This is a genomic window from Streptosporangium sp. NPDC051023 (assembly GCF_040689595.1).
Classification (GTDB): Bacteria; Actinomycetota; Actinomycetes; order Streptosporangiales; family Streptosporangiaceae; genus Streptosporangium.
This window is the reverse complement of record NZ_JBFBCE010000093.1, coordinates 22985-38062: the sequence shown is the minus strand read 5'-3', so window position 1 is coordinate 38062 and position 15078 is coordinate 22985. Positions and strand designations below refer to the sequence as shown.

Below are 15078 nucleotides of genomic sequence, written 5' to 3'. Positions count from 1 at the left end.
TGACGAAAACGCCCCGCTGTCCCGGAGGACAGCGGGGCGCCGCAGTGTTTGGGGTGGGGTCTCAGTCCGTACGGCCGCACGTCCGAGACCCCACATGAGTGAGGCTACCGTCAGATCGACGAGTTGAACGCCGCCACCGGCACTCGCCCCGCGTCAGCACTGTCGGGCAGGATGCGCCGCAGGATGGCGTCCGCCTCCGACTCCCCTACCAGAGCGAGCGGCGTGTTCCGCAGGTCCCGTACAGCCGTCTCGGCGGCATCCACACGGTTCTCCTCACAGTCAGGCGGGCAGGGGCGTGAACTCCGCGCCGCAACTCCCAGCGTCTCCCAGCTCTGGGAGATCAAAAAGGGGCCGAGCGGCCATGCCTGGCGACTCGACCCCGTACACGACCAGACTACTGCTGCGACGAGTCCGACTTCCGGGCGTTGGGCACCGCCCAGACGCCCAGCGCGGTCAGCACCGCCAGCACCGTGTCGATCACCTCGGCCGGGCTGTAAACCCCGTCGGTGACCGCACTCTTCGCAATGACAACCGCGGCGAACAGAGCCGCGACGACGGTCTTGGCGTACTTACCTACGTTCACGGTGGCCGCCTACTCGCCTTCGCCCAGCGCCGGGGTCTCGTCCTCGACGGGGCCAGCGACGAGCTTGATGGTGGCGGTGCCGGCCGGGACGACGTCGATCGCCTCGGTCACCTCCAGGCCGAGCGCCGGAATAGCCGCCCTGAGCACTGCGGAACCCGGGGCGCCGGAGACGACTCGGCAGGACCTGGTGTCCTCGGACACGTGGAGCACGGCGATGGTCGGCTCGTTCGTCGACCACTCGATCTGCTCGTTCGTGTCGTAGCCGCTGGCGTCTTCGGTGTCAGCGACGAAAGTGACCTGCTGGCCAGTGTTGAGCTGCGTCATGTCTGTGCCTTCCTGGTTGGGTTGTGTGCCGGATGGCACGCCTGTGGTCTCGTCGACGACGGGGCCACGGATGAGCCGGATGCGGGTCGTGCCGAGCAACCAGGCCGTGAACGTGGCTGCGGTGCGCCGGACGGCGTTCTCCGCCGCGGCGACCGTGACCGCCCGGTCCACGCCCGGCTGGAGCCGCAGCGGCCCATGAAGAGCCACCGCGGCGGAGAGGGCCGTTCGCCGCGCCTCGAACGCGCGGTCGGGTGAGGGCATGGGCGACCTCCAAAGGCGGGCAGGCGCCCGTGTGTGGGCATGAAAAAAGCCCCGACCAGCGGTCAGGGCGTCAGGGGAGGAACAGGCTCAGGTGATGGGCTCAGTCCAAGCGGCGGCCCAGGTCTTCGCATCCACTACACCGGTGGCCGGAAGCCCCTTCTCGCGCTGGAACTTCTTGCAGATCTCCTCGTCGGCAGGCCCGTACCAGCCGTCCACGGTGATGTTCCAGCCGCGCTTGCGCATCTGCCGCTGCCAGATACGGACGTCCGTCCCCTTGGTTGTCGGAGGGGTCGACAATGGCCTGGTCCACTTGGGCGCCACGATCTCGTCGTCGCCGTCGTCCTCACCGGACAAGACGTCCTTCACCATGGCCAGGAACACGTCCCAAGGGAAGCCGGTGCCGGGGTCGCCGTGGTCGGACCGCTTGTACACGGCCGACACGTCCATGTGGGAAGTGAACCCCCTCCGTCCGGCCCTCAGCTCGGCCTGGCTGAGCTTCCGGATCGGAATCTTGTACAGCTTCGCCCATCCTGCGGCGACAGCCGCGGCCTGCTTCAGCAGATCCCGCGAGTAGGAGTCGAGCCAGTCCTCACGCTTCTGCCGGGCGAACCCGGCGAGCTCCATCTGGAGCCCGTCCGCGTTGGCCCCTGGCGCCGCCCAAGCCGTGTCTCGATCAGCGACACATCGGACCACGCTGTCATTGTCGACACACACGTGTGCGCTGGCAGGGCGGGCCATGGTGGCGAACATGCGTGCGCAGTCCTCCGCGGTGGTGCCCTTCTCGGCCCACTCCATGGAATGCATGACGATCAGCCGAATGGGGCTCAAGCGACCCTCGTAGTAGTGCTTAGCTTGGACAGTCCTCAAGGGGAGCTCCCTCCGTGGATGATGTGCTCGTCAGGGGTCAGACCAGCGGTGAGGAGCTGCTGCCGAAGGTTGCCGATCACGCGTTCCATGTACTCGATGCGGGAGGTCATCGCGGCCATTTCCCGCTGCGCCCCGTGTAGCTGGTCTCTTATTTCCTGGGAGGAGTTACGTTCGCTGAGTAACCGCTCGCTGATCTTGTCGAGCTGCTCCTGGGTGCGCTCATGCTGGGCGCGGACCCGGTCCAGTTCCTCGCGCAGCTCACTGATCGCGTGGTCGTAGATCTCTTTCGCCCGGGAAAACGCCTCAGACTCGACCCTGGCCCTCTCAGCCGCAGCCTGCTGCTCAGCCACCCGCTCATTCGACTGAGCCGTGACCCGGTTTGCTTTCACCGACGCACGGCCGGCAACAATGCCCGCCGCGACCGTACCGATCAATGCCACTACGGCAGCGACTATCGCAACCGTGTTGTCAGGCGACCACGCCGGGGCGTTCAGCAGGGCCAGCGGCATCGTGTTCAGGGAGCACCACCTGTAGGAATAGGAGGAACAACCAGCTCAGGCTGGTTGGGAACTTTCGCAATCACATGCACCAGCCGCGCGAAGGCCAACCAGATCGCCGCCGACCACCACACCTGAGGCACACCCCAGACCCAGGCAGCGATATGCACCAACGCCCACCCGACCTTCAATCCGCTGGCCGCAGCGAAGGCGTACCTGTCGGTCCTCATGAATGCCTGGGCCAGGCACACCACACCCACCAGGCCCCAGATGACGCCCCACACCTGCAGCGGCAGGACGTTCGCAAGGAACTGGGTCGTAGTGGAGGCGAGGGTCTCCTTTGACGGCCACGTCAGCCGGTAACACTGCGCGAAGTCAAGCAGCGCCAGCGCGAGCAGGAGCTCACCACGGTGACCGAGACGAGTAATGCGGATGCGGCCCTTGATGGAGGGCATAGACGGCCCTTTCATGAAACGGGCGCAGGTAGATGCCGCCTCGCCAGCAAGTGGAAGTCGGAGAGGAAGAAGGGTCAGGGCGCGACGATACCGGCGGCCTTGAGCTGGGTGATGAGGGTGCTCAGCACGGTGTGCAGGTCCAGCAGAGCTGCCCTGACGTCGCCGCCCCAGCCTTGGTTGTAGTTCGTCGGCGCGCTGGACACGACGAAGGACGCCGGACCGCTCAGAGTGGCGGCCTGCGGCGGGATGATGCCCCGTGTAACGCCTGCAGCGGTTTTGACCCAGAACTCGCCTCCGGATGCGTAGATGTGCACCCCGTTGGCAGGCGTCGCCGGGGCCGCCCGGTTGGGCAGCCACCACCCCTGAGAGGCGGACGTGAGGGGCTCGCGTCGCGTTGCTGCCGCTTGGGCCGCCTGGGCGGTGTCCTGGATGTCTTTGACGTCCTGCAAGAAATCGCCGGGGAACTGGTTAGGCATCAGGCTCCCGCCCTTCCAAAACGAGCTCTGCTTCTTCTTTGCCGCTCTCGCGGGAGACCGGTGTGATGCCGAGGCCGATGATGCGCCGAACCCGGCTGTGGCGGGTGTGCCATTCGTTTTCCAGGTAGATCCGGGCCGTGTCTCCGAGGAGGTTGGGGGTGAGGCTCGGTTCGGCGCCGAGCGCCACAGTGAGCTGGTCGACGCGCAGCGCGCCGGGCACAGTGGCGGCCCAGTAGGCGGCGTAGTCGGCGAGGGTCTGCTCGTCGTCGACATCGCTGTAGGCCACGGTTTTGTCCAGCCGCGGCCACCCGGCCGTCAAGTGGGCGGTCGCCTCGACAGGGTCGGAGATGAGGGATGAGGTGCCTGTGGAGGCGTCTCCGGAGCCGCTGCTGGCGCCGCTGGCCCGCCATCTGGTTGCGCCGCGCAGGGCGTCGATCTGTTCGCTCCAGCTCAGCACGTCACCGCCGTGCGGGCTGTCGACGAACACATGCTGCGGCGGGTCCTGGATACCAAGCCGCGGGTAGCCCCACACCCATCGGCGTTGCAGGGTGCCGCCGGACACCACCATGTTGATCATCCACTCGAAGCCGCCGTCCGTGGCGGCGAGTTCCTGCAGGCGTTGCCCGTAGGTGACGTTCTCCGACGCCAGATACTCGCGGCTCTGCGTCACACCCGATGTGCCGGACTGCAGTACCAGGCTGAGATTCGCGTGCGGCTGGCTCTGTGCGTCGGTCAACAGCGCGCGGGCGATGGTGATCTGATCGGTGTCGTCGTAGGGGCCCAGGTCGTTCTGGATTTCCACCTGCAGCAGGTAGGCGTCCAAAGTGGACCCGCTCAATGAGATCGATGGGGTGCCGCGGCCGGAGCGGGAGATGGTGGCGCTGGTGATCCAGTACTCCCCCCAGCACACCCCGGCCCGGTAGATCTCGCAGGAAATCACGCCAGGGCCGCGGTCGAGGTAGGCCTCGTCTCGGGGGATGATCTCGGCGACCTGGTCGCCGACGCGCCGCGACGGGATCGGGATCGTCGCCGAGAACGAGCCGGGCTGGCCGATGCGTTTGTCGAATGAGACCCCCGCCAGGTCCAGGTGGCCGAGATAGGTGCGGTCCAGCATCCGCCGGAACACGTATTGGTAGAGCGCGCTTCCTCGGCCTGGCGCGAACGCCGGGACCGTGGGTGGCTCTGGCGTCGGAGGGGCACTAGCCGACGCCACCAGCACCGTGTAGGTATGCGCCACATACGTGGTCACCGACGGCGTCAGCGTCAGCGACCCCACCGGCGACGATGACGCGTACTGCTTGGTCGCGACGATCGCAGACGCCCAGATTTTCACCTGCGCCTGCATGGACGTGTATCCGGATGGCTCCGACCAGGTGAGGGTGCCGCCGGTCTGCCGGATCCCTACCGCGTACCGGATCTCCAGCCCGGACGCTGTAGCGGGTGTCGCGTCTGGGCAGGTGATGCCTGAGCCCGAGGCGATGACGATGTCAGCGATGGTGGCATCTCGCACGGCGATGACGAAGATCACGCCGTCTGCGGTGATGGCCTGCGTGACGTCGTAGAAGTCAGGCTCCGACGCCCCCGCGGTTTTAGCCCATACGCGTGTCCCTGCCCAGATGCCACCCGGCGTGTCCGCGAGGGATGTCCACTCACCAGGTCCACCGGTGAGCGTTATCTGGAAGTTGCTGCCGGAGTCCGCCGCGGAAAACGCCACCAGCACGTCCCCGGGCCTTGTACCGGGCGGCTTGGGGACCCGGTTGGGGGTGCTGCTGATCGTGGCGCTGGAGTAGGACCGGAAGGTCGCGGGCACACCCACCACCTCCCGCCGAGGTCATAGGTGGGCGTCGCGCCACAAGAAGTCCGCGCCAGCGCTGCCGCCACTGGTCGCGGTGTAGGTCAGGGAGTTGCTGCCGGCCAGGAGCACGAAGTCCTGCACGGGCGCGCTCGCGCCGGTGAGGGCAGACATTTTGTTGGTGGAGCCGATCGTCACGGTGCCGACATCCGTGTCGATGTCGAGGCGTTCGTTGGATGCCACCGTGATGGAGAAGTACAGCGCACGGCCAGTTGCGTCGTTCTCCAGCACCGGGTTCGTCACAGGCCCCTGAAGGCGGATCAGCGGGTGCGTCGCAGTGTTGCCGCCGTTGTACAGCTCTGTCGGCGTGCTTAAAGGGACGGTCGCACCTTGGCGGGTGATTCCATACCTGCGAGGGTCGGAGCAGACCCACCTGACCGACACGGGAGCCCAGCCCTGCGCGTAGTCCCGCGGCGGGATGACGCGGGCGTCCACCGCGGCGTACGCCAGCAGCACCTCGTCTCGGGTGGAGATGACCAGTGTGTTCTCGGTCTCATCGTCCGGCGGCACGAGAACTCGCCGAATCTCAGACAGGGCGGTCGTGAAGTCGACGCTGGTGTCGATGCCGATGATCGCCGACACCTGCCGGTCCTGGCTCAGGCGCCGCCCTGCCCAGGAGCCGTGCCGGGACGGTCGAGCGACGTTACCTGAGTCCATGCCGGGCAGGTCGTCCCAGCCTTCGACGCTTTCGGCGAGGATCTGGTAGACGCCGTCCGGTGCGCCGAAAAGAAGACCGCCCCACTCGATCTGGAAATCACCGGTGATGAGATCGCCGGGCTGGACCGGTACCGACACCGATAGCGACGGAAACTCGGCGGCGATCTCGAACGCCGGCAGGGTGCGGCGGAGGTCGTTAGACAACGACAGCGCTGGAAACTCGGCGCTGATCTCGAACGCGCCGAGGGGTATGAACGCGTCCGGTGTGGTCGCCGTGACGGCCGGAAACTCGGCGCTGATCTCGAACGCGCCGAGGGTGATCGAGTTGTCTAGCCGGTAGCGCTGCCGCGCGATGACCGGCCGCCAGTAGTAGCTGCGTCCCAGCCTCGCCACTACGCCGCCTCCTTACCAGGTGGCGGCGCGCTGCACCGCGGCGTAGGTGACGGCAACGATCCGCGCTGTTGTACTTGCAGGGACGATCACAGTGAAAGCCGCCGAGTTGCCCAGCGTTCCTGTGCTGGACGCGGTGAAGTTCAACGCCCCGGTGGCCGACGATGACGTCAGCTGTTTGGTCGCCAGACACGCAGTGGTGTAGGTGCGAGACTGCAGGTCAGCTTGCTCGGTGTACGTAGCCGGCGGTGTCCACGTCACGGACGCCGACGCGCCTTTCCCGGCAGCCCACCGCAGCTCTATGTCAGCGCCAGCGAACGGGGTCCCCGAAGGGGTACTGACGGTGTTGGAGCCGCTGCCAGTGGACTGGGCAACGAAAGGCGTCTGAGGACCGACGTCTGCTATAGCCGCCACTGCAACGACACCGTCAGCGCCGCTGTTTTGGGCCAAGCCGTATGTGGAGGGCTCGGAGTCCCCGGCGATTTTCCACCAGACTCGGGTGCCGCCGACATCCATGTCTGTGGATGCCAGCAGGGACCACGTGGTGCCGCCGGTCGGTGTGGTCAGTGTCGTGGCTCCGCCGGTGTCAGCCGCCTGAAAAAGCAGCATCAGGTGACTGGAAAGCGTCCCTGTTGGTTTCGCCACCGTGTATGGGGTGGTGCTGGAGGTTGCGGTAGCGGTCGCGATATACGTGGGCATTTACTCTCCTCCCACGCCGGGAGAGAGCACTATTCCTCCCACACGATGTAGGTGTAGGCATTCACTGCTGCCGCCGCGGTCACCCTGACGCGCAAGAATTTACTCACAGGGACCTTGAATTCGCGCCCGAGCGGGTACTGCTTGATGTACTGGCCGGTGGGTGCGATCTGCTGCAGATCGCCATACCTGGTCGCGGTGATGGAACCCTCGGCGGTGGCGGTGTAGCCAGTCGCTGAGGTGCCGAGCGTCATCAGGCTGGCTGGCGCCCCCGGGTCGTCATAGGGTTGCACTCCAGCGGCGACGTGCGCGGTCACAGTAGCGGCCACGTCGGTCTGGACGAGTTCCACCTGGATCGGGGCCGCAGCGCTGAAGCCGGAAAACGAGATGCCCCACTCCACCACTCTGATCATCTGGGTGGACGGGGTAGCGATCTGCAACAACGTCTTGATCGCGGTACCGGTCGTGACCGGGCTCAACGCCGCAGTGGTGGGCATCGCGCCATTAGCGGCCCAGTACAAAGTCATGTATTACTCCTGATCGCGGGCATGAAAAAAGCCCCGGCCAGGCGGGGCGACCTTGCTTGCGGTTACGGGTTGGCGCGGAGTTTCTCGCGGAGAATCCCGTCAGTGTGGAAAGCGACCTGGAAGTCGCCGTCACTCGTCAGATATGGCTGGCCGAACCAGCGGAAGATCACCGCCCGGCTCGACAGGCCCGGCACATACACGAGCAAACCCTCAGCCGTGATCGTCGTGGACGTCCACGAGATCGTGGAGAACTTCCAACCGATCTTGTTTGTCGCTCCAGCCAGCTCAGCGAACGACGTGACTGTCATACTGACGCCGCCAGCGGTGTAGCCCGGCCCCGACGATTCGTTCCCTGTCGACCAGGGCGACGTCCCGTACGCGGGGTTCGTCTGGGACATGTTCGGGGTGGCCGACCCGGTGAACAGGGCTCCCTTGTAGGTGCCGGGGGTGGTGTCGGCCAGGTTCAGCGCGATCGTGTTCGAAAGCGCTTTGACCCAGGTGTCGTTGAACACCCCATCTTGATCCATTGCCATACGGCGCCCCCCTAGGGCAGGTTGATGCGGACGTGCTGCCGCTCACGGCCGACAGGGGTGGTCTCCTGCGTGACGTCATGGCCGCGCTGGTCACGGACGGTTTTGAATCGGCCGCCGTCCTCGGTGCGCCCCTCGCTCACCTGGTCTCTGGTGACCCAGGTCCGGCCTCCTCGAATGTGCTCCACGCTCCGCCCGTCACCATTTCGCATGTATTCACCAAAAGTGATCCCACTGTCTGGATTCCAAGGCACAAGCGCCTCCTGCCCAAAAAGAGAAAAGGGCCGATTCAGGCCACGTTTTGATTACCGATCGCCGTAAAACGCCCACAGGCAAGACTTGGACCGTGGCAAACTGCCGATCTGTCGGGGGACGTCCACGCATCGCGCACCACTATTGGAGTGATCCTTGAGGTCTGCACGCCTGCTCGCACTCGCCGTCACCACCGCCGCCCTCACGGCCTGCGGCACACCGACTGTGACGAGCACTCCCGACGCCGACACTGCCGCCGAAGAAGCGGCGATCAGCAAACCGTCCGAGGGGGAATCCTCGGCTGGCTCCACCAAGCCGAAGCCAGCAGGCATTGGTGACGCCATCACATTGACTGGCTCCGACGAGGGGCTGAAGATCGCTGTCAGCGTTGTCAAAGTCATCAAAAACGGCAAAGCGCCGAACGAAATCCAGAACGCACAAGCAGGCAAACGCCTCTACGGAGTAGAGCTCGTTCTGAAGAACGTCGGTACCGCCACCTACGACGACTCCCCGAGCAATGGCGCCAAAGTCATTGACTCTGAAGGCCAGGAGCACGACCCCAGCCTCTTCGGAGAGATCGCCGGAACCACTCAGCTCAAGAGCACAACCATCGCACCAGGTGACAAGCGCCGCGGCGTGCTGGTCTTCGAGGTGCCTGCCAAAGCGAAGATCGAGCGACTCCAGTTCGCTCTGAACTCCGGCTTCGCCGACCAGAAGGGAGTGTGGGCGGTCGGATAACCGCCCACAACTCACCCTCGGGACCTCAGGCCTCGCCCCATGATGAACCTGAGGTCCTCAGCGATCGCGTACGGCGACTGTTCCGGGGTGACGTGCATCTCCCCGATCGACACCAGTGAGCCATCCCCGCCTGACGTTTGGCGGGAGATGTCCTGCCATTGCTGATTTGTGAGAACCGGCTCCGGTCTTCCCGTCCCGTTGTGCACGAGGCTGGTGCCTGGCATCAGGTAGCCGCCGTTGTCGTACTGCGGACGCCCGATCAGCTGGGCAGGCCGAGCGGCCACTTCCCGGACGCGCGCTCCGGTGTACGGCGCCTCGATGATTTTGCCGCCACCGGAGTAGGTCCACACATGGCCTGGGTGCGGGAAGCCCAGATCTCCTGGGCTGGGGGAAGTGACTGGTTTGACCCACTTCATCTGGTCCTGGCTCACCCGCGGCACACCAGAGACTCCAGCCGCCTGTAAGGCCCGCATAACCAGGCCGGAACAGTCGAACGAGTCCGGCCCTGTGCCGCCCCACCTGTAGGGCTTACCGAGCTGGGCCCGCTCGTAAGCGATCATCTTGGCGGCCTTCGGGCCGCCGACCTTCTCCTCTTTACCACCGACAACCTTGATAACGTCGGCAATCAGCTTCTTCGGCACTCCGACGAGCATCCGCGCCCACGGGGAGTCACCCATCGCCGCTGAGGCGCCGTCGAGCAACGGGTTGAGGAGCTTTTCTGCGCCGATCCTCAAACCACCGGCAAGGATGTCCTTGATGTTGCCGACGATGCCGCCATCAGCAAATGCGCCCGCGAAGCCTGGGTCACCCGCTACGCCCAAGAAGCGGGCAACGCCACCGACACCTCCAGATCGCGCAGCAGCATTGGCACCATGCACGTATCGCTCGCCGACCGCCCGTGTCCACTCCGGCCGCATGATGGCCTCACCGCCGGATACCGCAGCCAGCCCGATGTCTCTGCCTGGCGTGTAGCCGGGATAGATGCCTCCTGTCGCCAGAGCGGGGATCGTCCCGAGCTTGGCATCCTTGAGGCCGAGAGCATCGGCAACAGCGTTCCATACCCTGACGATTCCGTTATTGTAAACGGTTGAAATTATGAAATTAATTGGCTTCTTCGCAACCTCTTTCAGGCCATTCCAGAACCCCTCGATGAGGCTTACACCCTTTTTAAAGCCGTTCGGGACATCATCGGTGATGAACTTCCACAGCGCTGTCAATGCAGGCTTGATGACGGTCTCCCACGCCACCTTAACGACTTCACCGATCTTGGCGAACGTGGGCTTGACGACGTTCTCAAACAGCCATAGCACCTTAGGCGCCAAAGTCTCAGTGACGAACGCCCACAAGGCCTTCAGAGCAGGCTGGATGACAGTTGTCCACGCCGTCTTAATCCATTCACCGATCTTGGTGAAGGCAGGCTTGACGACGTTTTCCCACAACCAGGCCACCGCCGGGGCCAGCACCGTCTTGATGAAGCTCCACAAGGCCTTCAGAGCAGGCTGGATGACAGTTGTCCACGCCCATGTCACTATCGCCGAGATGCCCTGCCAGGCCGGGACAACAACGTTCTGCCACAGCCACGTGACCGCCGGAGCAACCACCGTCATAACGAACGTCTTCAAGGCTTCGAATGCGGGCTTGATGACGTTCTCCCATGCCCACGAGATCACCATTGTGATGCCCTGGATCGCGGCGTCAACGACGGCCTTGAACTCGGGGAACGCCGCATAGGCTGCAACGACGGCAGCGACAACGAGGCCGATCGCGGTGATGATCAACCCGATGGGGTTGTCGGAGAGCGCCACGTTCAGGATCGCCTGAGCGATGGCCCAGGTTTTGACGGCGATCACGACCGCGCCGATCGCGACCGCAATTCCACGGATCATGCCGGGGCTGAGCCGGGAGATCAGCGACGCCAGACCGGTCAGCCCAGCTAGAGCCGTCTGCCCAAAAGGTGCCAGCGCGGAAATGATGTTGCCGATCGCCCTGCCGACACTCTGGAACAACACAACCAAAGGGCCGATATTCGTCTTTGCGAACGAGACGAAAGACTTGAATCCCTGGGACTGCGCGAGGTTCTTTCCCCAAGTAGCGAACGCTCCGGTGATTTTCTGCAGGCCACCGACGACTGTGCCCGTGAACGGGAGAAAGGCCTTCACGATCCCGGCAATCCCGGTGATAATGTTGCCGAAACTCTTGCCCAGACCGGAGATCGCGGTCGGCGCCTGCTTCGACAGGTCAGCGAAGAAACTCGTCCAGAACTTGCCACCGAGAGCCTTCGACGCGGCCTTCTCCAGCCCGACAAGGGCCTTCGCCGAGCCCTGAATCAGTGGCGTCAGCGGCTTGAACAGCTTCGAGACAGCGTCCAGGCCGCCCGTGATGACAGGCAGCACCGACGGGGCGAGTTGCTGCTGGAACTTGACGTAGGCGTCCTGGAACGCCTTGATCTGCTGGGCTGCAGCAGCTTCGGCCGGCGACAATTTCGCCGTCTTCTGCCCGCTCTTAGCCTGTGACGCGGCTGCCGCTGCCGCCGCTGCTGCGGCGGCTCGCTTGGCCTGCTCCTTCTGGCGCTTCGCTGCATCCGCTGCCTGAAGCTTGCGGATCCTCTCCTGCAACGCGGCTATCTTCTGCTGCCGCTTGACCTGATCAACACCGCGCTCGGCGTCGAGAACCCGCTTCTGCGCCTCCTCGACGGCTTTCTTCGCCTCGGCGACCCGCTTAGCCGCTTCCTCACCGGCCCGCCCTGCTTCGGTCTGGGCCTGGGCGACCTGCGCCTCCTGGTCGATGATCTGCTGATTCGCCGCCTCAACAGCGCCCTTCGCCGCGACCACCGAGTCCTGGCCTTCAACCCCCTTGGCCTGCTGCTCGGCAAGCTTCTCCGCCGACGCCTTCAACTCATCCACGCGGAGCTTCGCCCGCTCGTACGCGATGGTCGCGCGCTCGATGTCCTCCGCTGAGGACTTCTTATTGGCGCGAACCTTGTTCAGCTCCGCCTCGGCATCGACGACGTCGAGCGCCGCATCCCGCTGGTCCAGGCTGTTCGCGCGAGCCTGCCGCGCCAGATCCTTCAAGTCCCGCGCTGCCTGCTGGCGGGCCTTGTTCAGGGCGTCCTGCGCTTTGAGGGCGTTTCGCTGGGCGTCGGCCAAACCGCGCTCTGCCCGGCCTGCTCTCTCCGCCGCAGCCTGCTGGGCCTGGCCCGCCGCGGCAACCGCCGCTTTCAGACGGTTCTTCGCTTCGACGACCCCGGCCGCGGCCTGCTTCACCCGGTCCTGTGCGGCCCGAAGCTGGTCAGCGGCGTTCGCCGCTTGCAGTTGCTTAATCTGGGCCTGAGCAGCCTCGACCGCGAGGTTCCGCGTCTCGGTTGCGGCTTGCTTCAGTCCAGATGCAGCCCCCGTAGCGGACTGCTGTTGCTCCTTCAGTGCCTCGTTGATTCTGCCGAGGCTCGGCGCCGCCACTGCGGCGACACCGGCCAGGCCGGCGCCCGCCGCGGCGAACACGCCACCCAGCGCTCCGGCACCCAGCGCGGCCGTAGCTACTGCGGGGATAGCCGCCAGAGCCGCGGTGACGGTCGCGATGCCCGTAAGAGCTCCAGCGACATCGACATCCACACGAGCGTTCGCGACCCGCCCGTCCACCTGAGACAGGCCCGCCTCGACTGCAGCGAGCTGCGACAGGGCAGCAGCGACGTCGACCTGGGCGTCAGCGGAGATGTTCCGTCCGTCCAGCGACGACAGTTCTGCCTGGATCGCGGCGAGTTCCGCCTGTGCTGCGGAGGCGTTGATGTCGATGCCGACCGTTTTGCCGGCCAGCGACTCCATCCGGGCCCGCAGTTCAGCGATCTTCGCCGCCGCTGGGGAGGAGTTGGCGTCGATGACCAGGTCGGGCAGCGCTTTGAAGGCCGCCTCCACCCGCGCCCTGAAGCCCTGCGCATACGCGCCACCAGCCCGCGTGCCTTCTGCGGCCGGCTCCCCTTCCGGCTTCACCCGGACAGGGATCTCGGCCTTCTCGACGCTGAGCTTGTCGACATCGGCCTGCACCTTCGCCAGCTGGGCGAGGGCCGCAGCGGTGTCGGCCTTGACGTCGACCGATGCGTCCTCATTCAGCGCTGACAGCTCCGCTTGAAGCTTCGTCAGTTCCTCGAGAGCGGTCTTGGCGTCGATGTCGACACCGACGGTCTTCTTCGACAGCGTCTCCAGAGCGGCCCGAAGCTCTTGGACCTTCTTCTGCGCCTCCGACGAGTCGGCAGTGATTTCAGCCTTCGGCAGCGACTTGAATGCCGCTTCGACCTGCCGTTTGAACCCCTTGGCGAACGCGCCGCCGACCTCGTCGCCGTCCTTTGGCGCCCGCTGCCGCTGCTTCTTCGTCTGCTCCTGCAGCGGCTCATAGATCCCGTCGAGGGCGTCCTTTACGCCCCTCTGGATGTCCCGTCCGATCGCCTGGCCAAGGTCGTAGGCGCCAGGAAGAAGCTGCTTCTTCAAGTCGCTGATGAAACCCTTGGCGCTGGGCACCACGGGGACGATGACGTCGCCAGCGGTGAACTCAGCCACGACTCACCTCGTTTCGTGAGTTGTGGCTGGTCAGCCGGTTATGCGGTATCCGGGCCGTTAATGAGCCGATAAAGGCGCTCGGCTCGTTCTGGAGTCATTTGCCTGCGTGCCGGTTTCTGTTTCTTAGGCTTCACGCCAGGCCTGGATATCGGGTCAGGCAGTGTGGCCTTCTTGACGCCGTTGACCTGCAGCAGGATGTAAGCGATCTGCCGTAACGCGTCGATCTCCAGCGCTTGGAGCATCTCGGCCTGAGACCAGCGGCCTGTAGATGGGTCAGCTCCCTCGGAGGCCTGCTCGATCTCCTGCTCCGACATGCCGTTGCGCAGCGCGGTCTTGGTGGCGGACTCCGGCGGTAAGTTCCGCAGCAGCACGCCGAGCAAGCGCCACGTAAGGCGCCCGCCAGGCCGCCACAGATCCCGTAGATCCGTGCCGTTGCAGTAGATCCACAGGTCGGCTTCTACCGCCTCCGGGTGCTCCTCGAGGAGCGAGCGGAGGCCTTGGATTCCCCCGGCGTGATCCCGTAGTGCTCGGTGCAGGCCTCGATGAGCTTGTTGAGCTTGCGGATCGGCACCGCGTACTTGGCGAAGCGCTCGTAGTCATCCTTGAGGAGCTCCTGCATGAACGCACGTGTCCAGTCGGGCCGGTCAGTATCGGTCATGACCTGCCAGTCCGCATCCTCAGGAGCGAGCATGGTGAACAGCTCGCCGCCGAGAGTGAACGTGAACGGCACCTGGTTGGCCTCGACCTCTACGGCGTCGAGGTCGAAGTGCGCGACCGGCTCCCCGCCGGACGTGATGACCTTGGGTCGGGTAGCAGTCATTAGGAAAGAGGCACCTCCACTTCAGGGGTGATGAGCTTGTGGTACACCGTGTTGCCCGAAGCGTCCGGGTAAGCAGAGATGGTGACCTCATACCCGGACATTTCGTCTTGCTTGAACGTGACGTCTCCACGGTCGGTGACCTCACCGGCTGGCACGTAGAAGCGCTCCAGTGCGTCACCGTCGTACACATCGAAGATCCACGAGCGTCGGTCCGGCGACTGGGTGGCTGACTCGGCGTAGGAAGTGACCCCGTTGATGTCGGGAGTGAGGTCAGCAATGGGGATGCGGGTCATAACGGACCGGGCCGCCGGCCTGTTGGTCTCCCACAGGGTGATCTTGAAGGTGCGGACGCTCTTCGTCACCACGGTCCTGAACGGCGACGACTGGCCCCACGGAGTGAAGTCCTGGCTGTCCTCGTCGAATCCATAGGTCAAGCCGTCGTCGCTTATCGCGCCGAGTGCGTACCAGGGCGCCAGCGGATACGTTTGAGGGTTGGCAGGCTGGGCCGTCCCCAAAGTTGCCACCCAGCCGCCGCCGTTGCTCCCGACGACCGCGAGCTCAGCGGCGCGCAGGATAGTAGGCATGATCATCAGTCCCTTCGTATGC

The 15078-nt window shown here is 65.0% G+C and carries 18 protein-coding genes; 1 reads left to right on the top strand and 17 read right to left on the bottom strand.

Features of this window, described 5'->3' with window-relative positions; genetic code table 11:
* Window positions 1–110: 110 nt before the first annotated feature.
* The 13 genes from fxsA to AB0395_RS39750 form a co-directional block, all read right to left on the bottom strand.
* Window positions 111–263 carry an FxSxx-COOH cyclophane-containing RiPP peptide gene (gene fxsA / locus AB0395_RS39810; RefSeq protein WP_366290744.1) on the bottom strand — a complete coding sequence of 51 codons (153 nt, stop codon included), beginning with the start codon at window positions 261–263 and terminating at the stop codon, window positions 111–113.
* Window positions 264–394: 131 nt separating this feature from the next.
* Window positions 395–583, bottom strand: coding sequence for a hypothetical protein (locus tag AB0395_RS39805; RefSeq protein ID WP_366290741.1), 189 nt, complete (start codon window positions 581–583; stop codon window positions 395–397).
* Between the two features lie 9 nt (window positions 584–592).
* Entirely contained in the window at window positions 593–1168 is a 576-nt protein-coding gene (locus AB0395_RS39800; RefSeq protein WP_366290738.1) for a hypothetical protein, read from the bottom strand.
* Between the two features lie 87 nt (window positions 1169–1255).
* The gene (locus AB0395_RS39795) at window positions 1256–1996 is read right to left on the bottom strand and encodes a peptidoglycan-binding domain-containing protein (protein ID WP_366290736.1); all 741 of its coding nucleotides are present in this window, start codon (window positions 1994–1996) and stop codon (window positions 1256–1258) included.
* Between the two features lie 35 nt (window positions 1997–2031).
* Window positions 2032–2544, bottom strand: a complete 513-nt coding sequence (locus tag AB0395_RS39790) for a hypothetical protein (protein WP_366290733.1) — start codon at window positions 2542–2544, stop codon at window positions 2032–2034.
* A gap of 5 nt (window positions 2545–2549) precedes the next feature.
* Complete coding sequence (locus AB0395_RS39785) at window positions 2550–2987, bottom strand: hypothetical protein (protein ID WP_366290730.1); 438 nt, start codon at window positions 2985–2987, stop codon at window positions 2550–2552.
* Window positions 2988–3061: 74 nt separating this feature from the next.
* Window positions 3062–3463: a hypothetical protein gene (locus tag AB0395_RS39780; RefSeq protein WP_366290728.1), complete on the bottom strand. Its 402-nt coding sequence runs from the start codon at window positions 3461–3463 to the stop codon at window positions 3062–3064.
* Entirely contained in the window at window positions 3456–5273 is a 1818-nt protein-coding gene (locus AB0395_RS39775) for a hypothetical protein (protein WP_366290725.1), read from the bottom strand. The genes AB0395_RS39780 and AB0395_RS39775 overlap by 8 nt, the downstream gene beginning before the upstream one ends.
* A gap of 21 nt (window positions 5274–5294) precedes the next feature.
* Window positions 5295–6365 (bottom strand): hypothetical protein, encoded by a 1071-nt coding sequence (locus AB0395_RS39770; RefSeq protein WP_366290722.1) that lies wholly within the window; start codon window positions 6363–6365, stop codon window positions 5295–5297.
* Between the two features lie 12 nt (window positions 6366–6377).
* A complete protein-coding gene (locus tag AB0395_RS39765) occupies window positions 6378–7061 on the bottom strand; it encodes a hypothetical protein (RefSeq protein ID WP_366290719.1) in 684 nt (227 codons plus the stop codon).
* Window positions 7062–7090: 29 nt separating this feature from the next.
* On the bottom strand, window positions 7091–7585 hold the full coding sequence (locus tag AB0395_RS39760) for a hypothetical protein (protein ID WP_366290717.1): 495 nt from the start codon (window positions 7583–7585) through the stop codon (window positions 7091–7093).
* Between the two features lie 62 nt (window positions 7586–7647).
* The gene (locus tag AB0395_RS39755; protein ID WP_366290714.1) at window positions 7648–8097 is read right to left on the bottom strand and encodes a hypothetical protein; all 450 of its coding nucleotides are present in this window, start codon (window positions 8095–8097) and stop codon (window positions 7648–7650) included.
* A gap of 32 nt (window positions 8098–8129) precedes the next feature.
* Window positions 8130–8303 carry a hypothetical protein gene (locus tag AB0395_RS39750; RefSeq protein ID WP_366290711.1) on the bottom strand — a complete coding sequence of 58 codons (174 nt, stop codon included), beginning with the start codon at window positions 8301–8303 and terminating at the stop codon, window positions 8130–8132.
* Window positions 8304–8523: 220 nt separating this feature from the next.
* On the opposite strand from AB0395_RS39750, the gene AB0395_RS39745 reads away from it, so the two are divergent.
* Window positions 8524–9105: a DUF4352 domain-containing protein gene (locus tag AB0395_RS39745; RefSeq protein WP_366290708.1), complete on the top strand. Its 582-nt coding sequence runs from the start codon at window positions 8524–8526 to the stop codon at window positions 9103–9105.
* An 11-nt stretch (window positions 9106–9116) separates the two neighbouring features.
* Here the strand turns inward: AB0395_RS39745 and AB0395_RS39740 are convergent, their stop codons facing one another.
* From AB0395_RS39740 to AB0395_RS39725, 4 genes are all read right to left on the bottom strand, one after another.
* The gene (locus tag AB0395_RS39740) at window positions 9117–13652 is read right to left on the bottom strand and encodes an NlpC/P60 family protein (protein ID WP_366290705.1); all 4536 of its coding nucleotides are present in this window, start codon (window positions 13650–13652) and stop codon (window positions 9117–9119) included.
* Between the two features lie 38 nt (window positions 13653–13690).
* Window positions 13691–14023, bottom strand: coding sequence for a hypothetical protein (locus AB0395_RS39735; RefSeq protein ID WP_366290702.1), 333 nt, complete (start codon window positions 14021–14023; stop codon window positions 13691–13693).
* 86 nt (window positions 14024–14109) lie between these two features.
* Window positions 14110–14472: a hypothetical protein gene (locus AB0395_RS39730; RefSeq protein WP_366290699.1), complete on the bottom strand. Its 363-nt coding sequence runs from the start codon at window positions 14470–14472 to the stop codon at window positions 14110–14112.
* On the bottom strand, window positions 14472–15062 hold the full coding sequence (locus tag AB0395_RS39725) for a hypothetical protein (protein ID WP_366290696.1): 591 nt from the start codon (window positions 15060–15062) through the stop codon (window positions 14472–14474). The genes AB0395_RS39730 and AB0395_RS39725 overlap by 1 nt, the downstream gene beginning before the upstream one ends.
* Window positions 15063–15078: the final 16 nt, after the last annotated feature.